This is a genomic window from Microcoleus sp. AT8-B5 (genome assembly GCF_036705565.1).
Taxonomy (GTDB): Bacteria; Cyanobacteriota; Cyanobacteriia; order Cyanobacteriales; family Microcoleaceae; genus Microcoleus.
In genome coordinates this window covers 1-14798 of sequence record NZ_JAUBUY010000011.1, presented here as the reverse complement: position 1 = coordinate 14798, position 14798 = coordinate 1, and the positions used below count along the sequence as shown (strand labels likewise).

The window sequence follows — 14798 nt, the reverse complement described above, 5'->3', positions numbered from 1 at the left end:
CTGGGGCAAGCGTAACAAGTCGCTTTAGCTGTCATATCAAGGTGCGACTCGGCTAAAATGTGGCGCGCCACATTTCTGGGGCAATTGTTCAATTAATGCGATGATATAAATGTGTGGCAATGCTCATAAGCTGTGGAGCATTTAAACCAGTAACGAGGCTAGTAGGGTGCGTCATTCGCGAACCCTTACGCTGAAACGGAAAACCTTAGATGCTGACGCACCTTACGCAAGTCCTTTAAATGCCGAACAGCTTACTGACGATCGCCACCAATCAACAACCAATTTAGGCTAGAACTACCAGAAGGTTGCCAGCCTCTGCGCTCTCAAATCGGTTCTATAAAACCGACACATTTTTAATGACGATAATTTTAACCAACGACGACGGCATCGATGCTCCCGGCATTCAAGCACTTTTGCAAGCAGTAAAGGGCAAAACAATTATGGTTGCTCCCCAAGGCCAATTGTCCGGCTGCGGGCATCAGGTGACAGCCCACAGTCCGATTCATGTCGATCGGCGATCGTCCGTGGAATATGCTGTAGGGGGAACACCGGCCGATTGTGTCCGTATCGCTCTTCATCACGTTTGTGCGAAGCCGGATTTGGTGCTTTCGGGTATTAACGCGGGCGGCAATTTGGGGGTTGACGTTTATATTTCGGGTACGGTGGCGGCTGTGCGCGAAGCAGCGATGCACGGTATTCCGGGCATCGCAATTTCCCACCGGATTAAAAGGCCGCTCGAAATTGACTGGGATGTCGCTACTCGCTGGACATCGCGGGTGTTAGCAGATTTGCTCAACCGGGAACCCAAGTCGGGGTGTTTCTGGAATGTGAATTTGCCGCATTTAGCGCCCGGAAGTGCGGAACCGGAAATTGTGTTTTGCCAGCCTTCGACGCAGCCGCTGCCAGTGGTTTACCGGATGGAGGGAGAATACTTTTATTATGCGGGAGAGTATGGATCGCGCGATCGAGCGGCGGGGACTGATGTTGACGTGTGTTTTGAGGGTAATATTGCGGTGACTGAGATATCGCTGTGATAGATTTGATGGGATTTGATGGGATTGGGCGATCGAACTATCTTTTTTTTCAACCAAGTCTAAAAAAATGGTGTTAAATTCGATCGGCGACAGAATGTTTGATATTCATGGCTAAAAACAGATTTCATTATACTTTGGGTTTAGCACTGCATATTCCCTAGATATAATAAACCTGTTTTCGGATTATCCCAAAATAGGATATTTAAATCTGTTAAAAATCGATAGTAATGACAATTACACAAAATTAATCGCAATTCCGAGAGTGGCCGCTATCTCTACTTGCGGCCGTCCGTGCTACCATAATTTTTTTTGTCATCCTTCGGCTTAGCAACACCATCAGGTTGTTTCTTTGGCTTTTTGACTTCTTTGTTGCTTTTTCTTTCTTTTGACATGATTCTTCCTCAATTTTGACTCAGCATAACATAGATTGACACATTTGCCTAACTGCCAGTAGAGGGGGTGATTCTATACAGATATTACTCGCTGTTAGTTTTGTACCATCTGCACTATATTATCCGCTAGGTCTTGAACGAATCCCCTCTACCGTTAGGCATATCGATAAATTCCTTAGAAGTACAATTTCTGAAATTACTTTTCACCCGATCGACTAAAGGAAATATTGAAAAGCACGAGCAGAACTGCTGCGAGACTACCGAGAAAAATTCGGGCTGATTAAGCTGTTGTTCCACATCTAATTTTCCTGAAAAATGACAAGCGAATTTCTTCATGTGGTACCCGCCACGTGATTTATCCGTGGAATCAATCCAAAATCTAAAATCTAAAATCCTCACGCCCCCGAATTGATCTCGCGCAAGTCAATCCAAAATCTAAAATCTAAAATCTAAAATCGAATGACAGTAGATAAAATATGGAGCTATGACCATGCCAGCCTTCGCGACACCGGGCGCAAAAACAACAACAAATTTGCCGTCTCCGTTTAAAAAAAGCTGTTAGCCACAGTGGACAATAAGAATATTGATTTTAACTATTGATTAACACTTCGGACAGGGTTTGATGGCTTACCTACTGAGAATAATGGTTTCACGGATCTCAGTACGATCGCAACCCTTGCCCAAGCACACTAGAGGCTAAGTAAATCAAGGGTTTCAGGTTATGACCTCAAAACGATCGGGACTAGGGAAAAAGCACCAAGTATATGTATAAATATAAAGTTAATTGTCCGCTTTCAAGAAAGTGCGATCCAGTCCGCTCCTTTTGAGATAAAATACTTATAAAGAGTGTTTATTTCTAGATTAATTTCCGCTATAAGGAATGTGACCCGTATGGAAGTAACCGAGCTGCTCAAAGAATACGAAAATGGAAACAGAGACTTTGCTGACGCAAACCTCAGCGGAGCAAACCTCAGCGGAGCTATGTTAGTTGGCGTCAACCTTTCAAGGGCTAACCTGTCGGGAGCTAACCTGAGTCGGGCGCATCTCACCAAAGCAGAACTCAACGACGCAAACCTTTACAGGGCAAATCTGAGTTTTGCCAAAATGGGTCAAGCCAGACTAGCCGATGCAGAGCTGACAAAAGCCAATCTCAGCGGAGCTTTCCTCGTCAAAGCAAAACTGCCCAGGGCAAAGTTGAGTGGCGCCCAACTCATCGGTAGCAACCTGCGGATCGCCATCCTCTGGAACGCCAATTTGTGTACAGCCGACATGCAATTCATCAACCTGCGAGGCGCCAACCTCACGGGAGCCAACCTCAACTGGGCAAACTGCGGAGGGGCAAAACTCAGCGGTGCAAAGCTTTTTGGCGCTCAACTAACAGGCATCTATCTCAGCAAAGCTTATATCAATGGCATCGACCTGAGCAGGACGGATCTCAATGGCGTCAACCTGAGTGAAGCCAAACTAAACGGGGTAAACCTGGAAGGCTCGAACTTGTTAGCTGCCAATCTCAGCGGGGCTCAGTTGCGGGGCGTCCAGTTGATGGGAGCAGATTTAACCAGGGCAAATCTGGTGGGGGTTTCTTTGGTGCAGGCAAACCTTGATTGGGCTAGGCTGTGCTATGCAGACTTGAGCGAAGCCGACTTGAGCGGCGCAAGTTTCACGGGAACCAACTTTGAGGGTACTCAGTTAGCCGGATCAACAATCCCCCCATCTTTGAGCAATGATGTCTACTTAACTGCAGCACGTGGTGTCGCAGCTTAGGCAAGGCCAAAAATTAATTTCGCATCCGAGTGTACGACTCTCGCATTGGTTTAACTTTTGATGCCGACATCATTACTTTTGTGAGAGTGTTGCACCGGCAAGAAATTTACTGATATTTGCGAGAGTTTGTAGCATCACAATTGATCTCACCCGATTAATTTCGCGACTCGCAAAGCAGAGGTAATGGCTCCTTCGTGCAAACCATCCCCCAAATAAGCTCCCGCATGATAAGTGTTGTTCTCGCCATTAGTCTCGATAACTTCATTTCGATATCGAAAAGACTCGACAGTGTACAGCGGCGTGTGATGTTTCTGAATGTGAATAATCTGCTTTTGGGCGATCGACTCCTGCAGTTGAAAAGCTAAACTGTACTCTCGTGGGGAGGAGATACCGCAAAGCTGATTCAAGCTCGCATTATATCCCCATCCCTTGTCCGTCTCGAAAAAATCAAATTCTGATAACTTGCGGATACCATAGCGATCGTACATCGATGTATCCGAATGCAGTACAGTCGTTGCATAATTGGCTTTCCACGCGGAAAACCGCTTCGTTTCCGCATCAGTCGGATCAGACAATAACCTCAGAACTCGATCTGGTGGCATCGCAAAAACCACCTTCTCAAATTCCTGGATTTCCCCATCAGAAAGCACAATTTTTACAGCATTCGCACTTCTAAAAATATTGGCAATCTCCACATTTAGCCGTATATCGCCCTTAAATCGCTCCAAAATCTTTTCAATGTAAGAATACACCCCGCCTTTAATCCTCACCCAGTTGACAGAGCCATATTCGCGCAAAACAGGCATCGCTAATTCTGCCGGGAAATTGTCGAGCAATTCAAACGGTATCGAGTAGCTGTACATCGTCAGCAACTTCAGCCAATAATTGCGGATGCACGAACTTTTCAAACTCTGAGAAAGCGGCACATCGTAGAAATCATGCTGTTTAGCAAACCGCATTTTTAAAATAAATCCCGCCGAACGAGCGTAAAGACTATCAAGTCGCAAATACTCGATTAGGCGTTGGATTCCGGTGAAATTCTTTTGGATAGATACCGCAGACAAAAAGTGAGTGCCATCTTTAAAAAACAGCGCTGAACCAATCTGCACGGGTTCTAATTGCACCCCTAGATCCTGCATAAAAGCCACGAAATTGTAAAACACAGTGGGAAATTCCAGCACCCCATTTTCTAATATTTCATTGCACTCCGATTGGTTGGGTACAACATTTTTGTTCAGCGTCCGAATGTGTCCGCCTAAAATCGGCTGACTTTCCAACACAGTGACGTGATGTCCCTGTTTATCGAGCCAGTAGGCTGCTGCCATACCGCTCGCTCCGCCCCCAACAATTGCAATTCTCATAGTTCACTCCTAGATTGATAGGTTATACCATTGTGGATTTTGTATTTTCGATTTTTGATGAAATAATTGGGAATAATTGATGAAGCTCGTGGTCGGAATATTGCCTACGGTTGCATTCTTTTGACGAATTGTATTTGATAGCTATTACAACACTTACCTCTAAGGTTTATATGTAGGTACACACTGCAAACTGTACCGCTATTGATTAGTTGAATAGATATTAATTGAATGCCGATATTATCGGTACGAAACGGCAATCATCTATCCCTACAAATCTTGCCGGCGAGGGACAGGGCATTGCCGTTTCCTGACAGATATCAGCAAATTTTGGGTTTCGCAAAGCCTCAACCCAACCTACGAGATATCGCCGTTATTTAATTGGCATTGCTTAGCCTAAAATCGCATCGCCGGATAAACGTTGATAAAGCAGCGCCCCCGTCCAAAATGTCGGTGCAAAGCCTGGATAGCCCGAGGAGGCGTTGCAGAAATAGAAATTGTTGAGGGATGTTTCATGATTTAGCCGATCGACCCCCATGTTGCGGGGCGTCAGGCTGGAACCGTAGGAATTACCGTTAGGACACCAACAGAAGCGCTCGTTAGTCGTCGGACTTCCGGTAATATGAAAGACCATGTGTTTGCGGAAATTCGGAACATAGTGTTTTTCAACTACATCTAAAATCGAGTCCAGAATCTCTTGTTTCTTCTGTCTGTAAGCTTTGCGATCGCTCTCCCAAAGCTGTTTAAAATAGCTGTAATTAGCAACAGTCAGAAATTCCACAATTTGACAATCTTCTGGACAATCCCGCCGCGCTTGGGTCAGTAAAGTTGGAGTTGTAATTGCAAAGCTCGGACGAGAAAAATCATTTTGCTCGTACATTTGAGCAAAGGCTTCATTTAGATCCAAGTGTTCCGAATGAAACGTATTCCACTTGCCAAATCCATACTCTCGGAGCTCGATGTCTTTGACAACGCAGTACACCATGTAGTTAGATGCAGAATACTCATAGTTGAGTTTGCGCCGCACTGTTTTAGAGAACAGTTCCTCTCCAATCATCTTCGCCGCTCTTTTCGGGTCTAGGTTGCAAATTACGGTGTCGCCCGTGAATTCATGGGTTTGATGGGTGGTCAAATCCATCGCTTCAACTCCCGTTACTGTTCTGTTTGTCACCCTAAAATTCGTGACTTCATGGTTTAGTAGAACTTTCCCCCCGTTGGATTCAATGACTTTAACTAAAGAATTGATGACATATTCAAAATGCTGCGTCGGGTAAAATGCACCTTCTTGATAGCCTCTAAACAAGGCAATCCAAGCATAGAAAGAAAGCTGGTTCGGAGGCAGCAAAAAGTCCGGCCATTGCAGGGCTAATAGGGTTTGGGCGGCTTGCGGGAGTTGGAACTTGTCGAAAACGTCCTGAAGCGTGCTGTTGAGGTGTTGGACAGCACAGAATACGTCCCCGAAATTTTTGAGCAATTCAATTGGTTTGACGGGAGGAGCGAGTTTTCTGAGTCCGTTGCCGGTTTTCTCGACTTCGTTGACGAATTGGCGAATTCTCTCGCCCGCTTCGGGAAACAGCGCCGACAATCTGCGGATCAGTTCCTCTGGTTCTGAGGGAATATCGAGCGCATACCCAGGCATTCTCATGTGGTCGTAGCCATTCGGATCGTACCGTTCAAAGGTGACATCTCGATCGAGACCGAGTTTTTTGAGAACTCGATTGACTGTATGTCCTTCGCCGCAGTCCCAAACGTAGTGGAATTGGGCATTAAAGGTGTATTTTTTGGCCATCGTAAAGGTGTGACCAAAGCCTCCGGGATGTTCGTGAGCTTCGAGGATTTGTACGGTTTTGCCGGAGTTTGCCATCAAAGCTCCGAAAACCAGTGCTGATAAACCACTGCCGACGATGAGGTAATCTGTTTTCATGGTAAATTTCCTCGATCGATTGAATCGGGCGATCGTTGTCTCTTTAAACTAACTCTCAATTCTGAGAAAATTCTGAAGTCCAGCAACAATTTTTTGAGGCGCGCTGGGTAAAGTATTGTATTAAAGCCGGATTGCGGTTGCTGTTAAGATTAATTAAGCTATTGTGGATGGAACTTATAGCTGGGGAGGCGGACTGGAAAGCCCGCCCCACAAGGGAAGAAACCGGGTTTATACCTTTGTTCTTAGTCTTAAGGTATAGAGTAGCCTACCTAATTAGGAGTATGTTAATTAGAGGCGCGCTCGCTTATTTGTGCGGCACAATCACATCAAAAAAAGCATCTTCCAAATCATAACCAAACATCTGCGACATCGCCATCAACTTCGATTTACTGGGGATTCCCTGCTGATTCAACCAATCAGTCAACACAAAAATTTTGTTCATCAAAAACATTTCCAAAGCTTCAGGATTGTACTGAATACCTTGGGTTCGGTGAAACTGGTGCGGCACCAACATTGCGGCATAGCGCGCCAATTCTCCTGCTTTCCAATCCAGCAAAAATGGCAGCCAAGGATAACAAGCATCCAAGCGAATAAACCACAGCCGCACTTCGGGAATTTCCGAAATTTCTCGCGGATCTAAGTCTTCGCGCGGATACTCAATTTCAAATTGTAGCTGCTGTTCGTTTTGGGCGATCGCTCCTTCGGCCAGCCACTTTTCAATCACAGTCCGCACCGGAGACAAATCTAAACTGTTTATGCGATCGGCATCTATCGCTATCATAATACTCATAAAATGTCAACCTATGTTAGATTTTAGTTTGCTTCTACCGATGAATCCGGGGGAAAGAGACCCAATTGCTTGATTGTCAACTGGATAGCATTTAGTTATAATACCACCAGCCATAAACATTTTATAGCAGAAGCAAGAACGAAGGAGGAATAAGGAATAAAAAATAAGGAATAAGGCAAATGCAATAAAATCAATGTGTCAGCAATGGAAAATCCCCTAATTACCGAAAAAATTGCTATTAATCATTAATAAATCAACAAATCACCAAAACCGATCCCTATGTAGATCTAGGTGCTCATGCTATCCCAGTTCCCCAAGGTACTCACATTGGTTTAGGTGGATCATTTCACCACAAATAAAAATAAAAAGATATTCAAGATATGGAAAATTTATTATTTAAATTGCCTGAAATTATAGAAAAAATGAAACAGCTTTTTCTGGGAATTCCGACTGAGATTAGATCGGATTTTAGTGATTTAATCATAAAGCAATCTAACATAAATATTGAAACTTTAAAACAAGTGGAATCTATTTTGAAAACAAAACTTCCAGAATCTTTTCAACAAATTATTCTTCAATATGATTGCGGCAACCTAACATTAGGTGGAGTTTGGTTTGGTAATAAGGAAAATTATGCAGAATATCTTGTCAAAAATAATATAAAGCAAGAAACTGTTTTACGTTGGTGGGGAATTGGCGAACGTCCCTATAACTATTTATTAATAGCAGGTTCTGATGGATACGTGATTTTATTAAACACTGAGACTGCACAAATAATGGCTTATGCTAGATGGCAATCTTATCAAGACTCTAAATTAATAGCTTCGGATTTTACTATTTTTTTTCAAGCTGCTGCAACTATATACATACGAAGTAGAACTGGCGACAATAGTAAAGATATATTAATGAAAATTCCTGAAATTGTAGGCTCTACCACAGATAGTGAATTTTGGCATGAAATTATTTAGATGCCCGAAAACCTGAAAACATTATAGATTTTTTGCAAAAGATTGAAGCCAATTTCAAACTGATTCCCTATGCAGGCAAAGAAGATGACTATCTTCAAGAAATGTTACCTAAGATTGAGCTAATGGTACTAGAGCGATGCAATCAACTTTTGAGAACTCCTTAAATAGAAAATTTCCGGGGGATTGAGACGCGGCAGGTTTTGGAGACTTTTGTACGGGAAACTCATGTGCTGGTTGACCTTTATGCAGATGGGGAGGTAATTTCTACTACGGGAGAACATCCTTTCTGGATACCGGATAAAGGGTGGATTGAGGCGAAGGATTTAGTTGTTGGGTCGTTGTTGCAGACTGGAGATGGTCGGGTTGTTGAGGTCGATCGGGTTGAGAAGCGGGAAGGACCGTTTGAGGTTGACAATTTTAATGTTGAGGGTATCCCGACTTACTTTGTCTCGGAGTTGGGGGTGCTGGTTCATAATACTTGTGCTGGAGGTGGAGATCCAATCAGCCTTGATGAAGCCCTTGAAAGAGCTGAGCAGTTTCTGGAACCCGATGTACCAACGCGATTCATTGAAACTCCGACTGGTGTTCAAGCAATTCAAGAGTTTGCAAATACTACGGGTACAAGAGTCACACGACGTGTAGGTTTTGATGTAAATTCTAACACTCCTCATGTACAGCAGTTAGGATCGCATCTTAATCTTCAAACACAGTTTGACGGTGTTATTCAAGGGGGTGCTTTAGCAGATCCTCATATTCCAATTGACCCAACAACAATTACGCCAACAGATTACTAAATAAGGATGCAAGCTATGTATATTTTATTTGATGGTAATTGGAACGAACCAGAAATACAAATATCTGATTCGGCAAGCGGTCTAAGCAAACTGGGAACGCTTTTCCTTGGAATTAGTCAAGATTTAACTATTCATGCAGAGCAAGTAAAGTCCAAGTTTTATCCTGAAAACTTGGAAGCCATTTCAATAAAGTTATTACCAATGGAAAGTCCGGGGGGAAAAAGTTTAATTAAAATTTGTATCACTAATAATCGTCTGATTTTTGAAGGTTCTAAATCTGCTTTTAATATACTGGGTAGGTCATTGGTAAATTTCTTCCCTCATGATAGTAAAAAAGGTGACCATTTTCACCTAGACGATGTGGGAGGAAATTCTTTATTAGCACCTCCTAATTATTCCCTAATATTTGCGTGTACAGGTTAAATTAGTTAGTGTAATTGCTCTACTCGCCAGTACCAACTACCCAAGAGCATCAAATTTTAACTATCGCAATCCTAAATGAGTCATAAATTTTTTACCCACCCCAACCCTCCCCGAAGCCGCGGGGAGGGAGTAAGAAATTCACAAATGATTTAGGATTGCTATATCTACAAGCTCAAAGCATAAGATTTATAATCCGATGCACTTTTAAAACTCCCCCGCGACGGCATCAACATCGTCGCTCAATCGAACGCCATCACCTTCATCGAATCTCTGAGCGCACAACCTTTAGAAGACACCAAAATTCCCGCTGTTATCCGCAAATACTTTGAAGCACTACCCCGCACAGACTACCAAACTTTAAGCATCTATCCCACAAGCTTCGTCACCTTTGAAGAGAGAGATGAAAATGCAGCCTCGGAGTACATTACCTCGGCTTTACTCTCGAAGGACACTTGGTCTGATGTTGGGAAAACTCCGGTAAAAGCTGCTGTTAATTTAGTCTACGCCTGGGAACGGGGAGAACCCTAATTGAGCGTTACCGAAGCTTTGTTGCAGCTACAAGATGCCGACCAAACTCCGGGTTTATGAAGTACAGTTTAATTTTCCTGTTAATATACTGGCTTTAGTGTACTCTATAACCTAGAATATCCTGTAAATAATTACCCATTTTTCCCAAACTTGCTATCCTGCAAAGAATTACCAATCCCCTGGATAATTCCCCGCCCTATCAAACCAATTCCCCGCCCTATAACCTGAGTTAAAACGTAAACAACGCCAGCACCCAACAGCGAAATAACTGCGCGAACTCTAGGTGCGATCGCATCCCTGGTTTCCAGCAGCAAAGTCAAGGCTAACTGCCACCCAGACAACTGTGCTAACTCCAGATTTCTCGGAGCATAAATAGAAATTTTCTTAATTCCCGAATCGCCCAAAACAAAGAGCCCAAACCTGCTTTCAAAAATAGCTTTCGGTTCCACAAAATATCTATCCCAGCTATATCTCCACGACAACTCATTCCGAAATCTCTCAATTTCTCGCGTCGAAATCAACTTACCATCGTAAAAAATTTGCTTGATTTCTTCAATATTTGCCAAATTATTTAGTAGAGGCTGTACAACTCCGCTAGCAACTTGAATTGCCAAATTTTCCAACAAAGCTTCAGCTCGCTGCATCGCTTCCGGGCTGCCAGCAACACAAGAAATATTGTCAACTGTTAGAGGAATTTCAAATAGCAAATGTGCAAATAAATCAACTGTCATCGGTATTTTATCAAGGATTTGTGCTGCAACTACATCAGCATCTGCCAGCAGCATCGGCACAACTTCTACAGCGCTGCCTGCCAAGATATCAGCAGCGCTTTCCCCTTGACTTTCTGCCAGTTTCAAGCTTGTTTGACTGTCATCAAAAACCAGATTTTCTCCCGTTTGCAGTGTATAGTATCTGCCAAAAAAATCTATGATTGTCGCCTGCCACAAATCCCGTAAAATAGCAGGCATTTTTTGCGACAATTGAGTTTGCTGCACTTGCGAAAAGCGCAATTCTTCCAGCAAATCCTTTAACTTCCGCAGGATGGAACTCATCAATTCACGCTTTTTGGGCGATCGCAAAATATCGATTTCCAAAGGCAAGCCAGTCAAATTCACCAAATCAAACTGCAATTTAGCTGCCGCCGAGTCAAACAAGCTACCTTGCCAATTAGTTGCAACCACCAAAGATCCCGCCAAAACTTGGGACTTCGCTAATTGCGATTGAGAATTCTTTAACAAATTCTCGCCTCTAATTTCTTCTTTCTCCCCTCTGCCTTCTTTCCTCTGCTTTCTGCCTTCTGCCTTCTCCCCTTTCCCTTCAAATAATAACTGACTGACTATCCAGCGAGCTGCGAGCAATTCCCTGCGGCGCCCGCTGAGTACAACCCCATCTAAAATAGAGGGCAAATCTGTCGGTTCGGCGGATCTGATCTCTTGCAAATCAGCTTGAACAACCGCCAAAGTTGCATCTATTTCGCGCAGTCCAGAGAGGCACAAATGAGCCAGCATTTTTTTGTGTACTGGCGTATCAACTGTCGAATTCTCTGCATTTTTATCTACAATTACTGCGGATTTTTCTACTGTTTGAACCACCGCTGCGTTTAGTTCTATTTCCGAGTTAGCTCTCGCATCCGGCGCCCAATAAGTGCAACCAGACGCCACAGCGCGAATAGCTTCGATTGTCAGGGAAATATCTCTACCTTTAGGACAATAGCCATTCGCGCCCGTCGCCTGTAACTCCGCCAACAGATCCGGTGTCAGCTGCCCGCCTAGCAGCAACAGAGGCAGGTTGGGGTACAAACTTTTGAGTTGGCGACAAAATGCCACCGCCTCTATTTGACCCGATCGCAAATTTAGGGTCTCAACAGCCAAAATTACCAAATCTGCGGGCTTCTTGGCTGCTCCAGAGTCGAGCGAGCGAGTTTCTAGAACTCGCAAAGCCTCGGTTGGGGTTGAAACCTCTGCAACAACTTGCAAGTCTGGATACTGCTCGCAAGCGATTCGCAGCCCCAGCCGGAAAATGGGGTCGCCTTCGATCGTCAGCACTTGGAAATTACTCACTTGATTTTAGTTTTGAGATTTTAGAGAGCGATCGCGCGAAAACCCAATTACTCCGGGAGCAAATTAGCATCAGGAGGCCCAACCGATTCAGGAATCGAGGGTGGCGCCGGTTCTGGAGCTGGAGCCGGAGGAGCCGGTTCCGGAGCCGGGGCCGGCGCCTCTTCTCTCGCGGGTGGATAGTAAGGTTCCGGCTCCGGAGCGGGTGGATAGTAAGGTTCCGGTTCCGGCTCTCTCGCAGGCGGATAGTAAGGTTCCGGCTCCGGAGCGGGTGGATAGTAAGGTTCCGGTTCCGGCTCTCTCGCAGGCGGATAGTAAGGTTCTGGCTCTGGCGCGTACTCCTCCTGTCGCGGAGCTGGCGCGTACTCCTCTGCTGGAGCTGGCGCGTACTCCTCTGCTGGAGCTGGCGCGTACTCGCGAGCGGGCTCCGGCGCGTACTCGCGAGCGGGTTCCGGCGGGGGCGCACTGTTGGCTCTGAGTTCAGCACTCCAGCGCCCGATCGCACCTGCCGCCTCTGAATACAGCGCCCTACCGTAACCGATTTGGGAAGCAGTATCGATCGCCGCTCCTAGACTGCCTTGAGATGCCAATTCCGCAGCGCGATCTAGAATCGGTCTGTCTTGAGCCACTTGCAGTTCGCTCACCCACTGATAGACATTATCCTGAGCTTTCGCGTACAAAATCCTACCGCTCTTAATTGCCGAAGCTTTTTCAATAGCAGCACTAAGTTTTCCTTGCTTCGCCAGGGCGATCGCTTCATCCAAAAAAGGCTGATCTTGAATAACTTCTATGCGTTTCGTCCACTCAGCCAAGAGAGTTTGCGCTTCTATTCTGCGGGGCCGGTTTTGAGCAACCAGGACTAACTGAGCCATGCCGCCCTTGAGTCCTTCAACCGTTTGCGTTTCTGCCAACTGCTTCGCCAGAGTCAGAAAAGATTGGTCTTCTATCCGCTGAATTTCTCGGCGCCAAGCAGCCACCAAAGTTTGAGCGTGAATCCGCCGCGGCTGATTGATTCCGATAGTTTGCGCTTGCTCGATCGCGAGTCCAAACGTCCCTATGTGACCGAAACTCGCGATCGTGCTGGCCACTTGCAGACGCAGCAAATCTTGAAACTGCACCTGCAAACTTTCAATTTGAACTTGAGCTTGCTTATACAGAGGGCGACCCGGAGCTATTTGGCTCGCCGCCCCCTTCCCTTCCAGCAAGCTAAAAATGTGTTGCGGCAGCGGAGTTGATATCGACTGGTTCCACGTCACTGCCTGAGCCCTACCCAACTGCATCAAATCTTGAGCTTCCGCAAACAGCGGGGAATCCTGCGGCACAACTGAAGCAGCCTCGATCGCCCCCGGCAAATCTTTCGCCCCCAACCGCTTAGTCGCCATTGCCAGCAAAGTCCGGCTCCAGCCCTCAATTTCCTTCTCAGCTTTAGCGCGGGCAAAAAGCTGCGAGTCTATTTTTCGAGCTAGGACGATCGCCTCAGCGAACTTTTGCGGAGTCTCGTCCTTCGCCAAATCTCTAGCCTCTTGCAAGCGCTGCCAGCCGTTTCTTTCCAAAGAAATCTGCCCTATCAGCTCGTTGTAACGCTTCTGACTCCAGAAAATATTTTCCAGCTTGAACAAAGCTTGAGCATAATCCCAAGCCTTCCTTAAATCCTCACTTTTCAAAGCTGCTAGGGCTGTATCGTAGAGTTTTTGGCCCTCCTGCCAATTTTTTTCCCAAGCAGTCACAGCCTCTTCTACTTCGGGGTAAGACCGACTGGTTTTCGGAATTTTCGCCACAATCTCCAGAGCACCTTTCAAATCGCCCCTCTCAATTTTTGCCCTGGCAAATCCCAGAATGGCCTTCGACCATTCCCCTATCAAATGTTGACCTTGCGAGTATAGCGGATGTTCTTTCGGCCAAGCCTGCACCAATGCCATTGCCGATTCTAGCTGTTCTAGCTTGCCCGACTTAGCAGCTTGCTGAGCGCAGTAAAGTCGCTCTCCGTCCGCCGCCAGCGGCGACAGTTGCTGGCAATTGGGCGGTGGAGGCATCGTCAGCAACCACAGAAATGCAGCGGCCCCCGTTACTCCAAATCCCACCAGGAGACTCAGCCAGATAAGCTGCCACTGCCAAAAAGTTCTTTTTCCTTCGGTCGGCGCAGCCGTTACGAAGGAACTCGCATCGCCTGTCGCCTCTGCACTGAACTGTGCCGTCGGTTTAGGGGATGGGTTGTATTGCGGTGGTGTGTGGAATTGGTCAGATTGTCGTCTCGCCATTACTTCAGCCTGTCCTGTAATGCGCTCTAGAATGTGACACTCCTACATCAAATCTATAGATTGTGATGTGGGCTTCTGACTCCTGTTAAGGAGATCGAGAACTTCCTTCAAGGTACTGGCAATCTTTCCCTCTACGGCGTTTTATAGTGAGGTTTGTGTCTGGCCCCACTGGTTGCTTCCGAGTATTTTATGCTCTCGAAGCACGTAAATCATACCAGTTATCAAACATTTATTGACATATTCCGGGGCAGTTTAGCAGAAAAAACAGTATAAAGCCCGTCAGTCTAGCAATTTTAGATTTTAGATTTTAGATTTTAGATTTTAGAATTGACTCTGCACATGAATTGTGGGAGGGATTCAACTAAGCTCTCATATTAAATCCGGGTCAGAATTTTCCTGACCAGACTCAGCAGTTTAAACCGCCCAGCAATAATTTTAGATTTTAGATTTTAGATTTTAGATTTTAGAATTGACTCTGCACATGAATTGTGGGAGGGATTCAACTAAG

The 14798-nt window shown here is 45.4% G+C and carries 11 protein-coding genes; 6 read left to right on the top strand and 5 right to left on the bottom strand.

Annotation, left to right across the window (positions count from 1 at the left end; translation table 11 throughout):
* Window positions 1–166 precede the first annotated feature (166 nt).
* The 3 genes from QUB39_RS09770 (at window position 167) to QUB39_RS09760 (ending at window position 3190) form a co-directional block, all read left to right on the top strand.
* Complete coding sequence (locus QUB39_RS09770) at window positions 167–292, top strand: hypothetical protein (protein ID WP_333208747.1); 126 nt, start codon at window positions 167–169, stop codon at window positions 290–292.
* 64 nt (window positions 293–356) lie between these two features.
* On the top strand, window positions 357–1034 hold the full coding sequence (gene surE / locus QUB39_RS09765; protein ID WP_333208745.1) for a 5'/3'-nucleotidase SurE: 678 nt from the start codon (window positions 357–359) through the stop codon (window positions 1032–1034).
* A 1283-nt stretch (window positions 1035–2317) separates the two neighbouring features.
* Window positions 2318–3190 carry a pentapeptide repeat-containing protein gene (locus QUB39_RS09760; protein WP_333056290.1) on the top strand — a complete coding sequence of 291 codons (873 nt, stop codon included), beginning with the start codon at window positions 2318–2320 and terminating at the stop codon, window positions 3188–3190.
* 146 nt (window positions 3191–3336) lie between these two features.
* Here the strand turns inward: QUB39_RS09760 and QUB39_RS09755 are convergent, their stop codons facing one another.
* From QUB39_RS09755 to QUB39_RS09745, 3 genes are all read right to left on the bottom strand, one after another.
* Window positions 3337–4551, bottom strand: coding sequence for an FAD-dependent oxidoreductase (locus QUB39_RS09755; RefSeq protein WP_333056291.1), 1215 nt, complete (start codon window positions 4549–4551; stop codon window positions 3337–3339).
* A 388-nt stretch (window positions 4552–4939) separates the two neighbouring features.
* Window positions 4940–6472, bottom strand: coding sequence for an NAD(P)/FAD-dependent oxidoreductase (locus QUB39_RS09750; RefSeq protein ID WP_333208742.1), 1533 nt, complete (start codon window positions 6470–6472; stop codon window positions 4940–4942).
* A 304-nt stretch (window positions 6473–6776) separates the two neighbouring features.
* Entirely contained in the window at window positions 6777–7262 is a 486-nt protein-coding gene (locus QUB39_RS09745; protein ID WP_333056295.1) for a CRR6 family NdhI maturation factor, read from the bottom strand.
* Between the two features lie 380 nt (window positions 7263–7642).
* On the opposite strand from QUB39_RS09745, the gene QUB39_RS09740 reads away from it, so the two are divergent.
* The 3 genes from QUB39_RS09740 to QUB39_RS09730 all read left to right on the top strand — a co-directional run bounded on the left by QUB39_RS09740 (window position 7643) and on the right by QUB39_RS09730 (window position 9447).
* On the top strand, window positions 7643–8230 hold the full coding sequence (locus QUB39_RS09740) for an SMI1/KNR4 family protein (RefSeq protein ID WP_333056296.1): 588 nt from the start codon (window positions 7643–7645) through the stop codon (window positions 8228–8230).
* 200 nt (window positions 8231–8430) lie between these two features.
* Window positions 8431–9024: a Hint domain-containing protein gene (locus tag QUB39_RS09735; RefSeq protein ID WP_333056297.1), complete on the top strand. Its 594-nt coding sequence runs from the start codon at window positions 8431–8433 to the stop codon at window positions 9022–9024.
* Between the two features lie 6 nt (window positions 9025–9030).
* The gene (locus QUB39_RS09730) at window positions 9031–9447 is read left to right on the top strand and encodes a hypothetical protein (RefSeq protein ID WP_333056298.1); all 417 of its coding nucleotides are present in this window, start codon (window positions 9031–9033) and stop codon (window positions 9445–9447) included.
* Between the two features lie 659 nt (window positions 9448–10106).
* On the opposite strand, the gene QUB39_RS09725 is transcribed toward QUB39_RS09730, so the two are convergent.
* Window positions 10107–12035, bottom strand: a complete 1929-nt coding sequence (locus tag QUB39_RS09725; protein WP_333208740.1) for a DUF3685 domain-containing protein — start codon at window positions 12033–12035, stop codon at window positions 10107–10109.
* Window positions 12036–12082: 47 nt separating this feature from the next.
* Window positions 12083–14290, bottom strand: a complete 2208-nt coding sequence (locus QUB39_RS09720) for a hypothetical protein (protein WP_333056301.1) — start codon at window positions 14288–14290, stop codon at window positions 12083–12085.
* Window positions 14291–14798: the final 508 nt, after the last annotated feature.

Coding starts and splice junctions, on each gene's coding strand:
- QUB39_RS09745 (WP_333056295.1), bottom strand. CDS start 7,262: ATGAGTATTATGATAGCGATAGATGCCGATCGCATAAACAGTTTAGAT.
- surE (WP_333208745.1), top strand. CDS start 357: ATGACGATAATTTTAACCAACGACGACGGCATCGATGCTCCCGGCATT.
- QUB39_RS09730 (WP_333056298.1), top strand. CDS start 9,031: ATGCAAGCTATGTATATTTTATTTGATGGTAATTGGAACGAACCAGAA.
- QUB39_RS09750 (WP_333208742.1), bottom strand. CDS start 6,472: ATGAAAACAGATTACCTCATCGTCGGCAGTGGTTTATCAGCACTGGTT.
- QUB39_RS09740 (WP_333056296.1), top strand. CDS start 7,643: ATGGAAAATTTATTATTTAAATTGCCTGAAATTATAGAAAAAATGAAA.
- QUB39_RS09760 (WP_333056290.1), top strand. CDS start 2,318: ATGGAAGTAACCGAGCTGCTCAAAGAATACGAAAATGGAAACAGAGAC.
- QUB39_RS09720 (WP_333056301.1), bottom strand. CDS start 14,290: ATGGCGAGACGACAATCTGACCAATTCCACACACCACCGCAATACAAC.
- QUB39_RS09755 (WP_333056291.1), bottom strand. CDS start 4,551: ATGAGAATTGCAATTGTTGGGGGCGGAGCGAGCGGTATGGCAGCAGCC.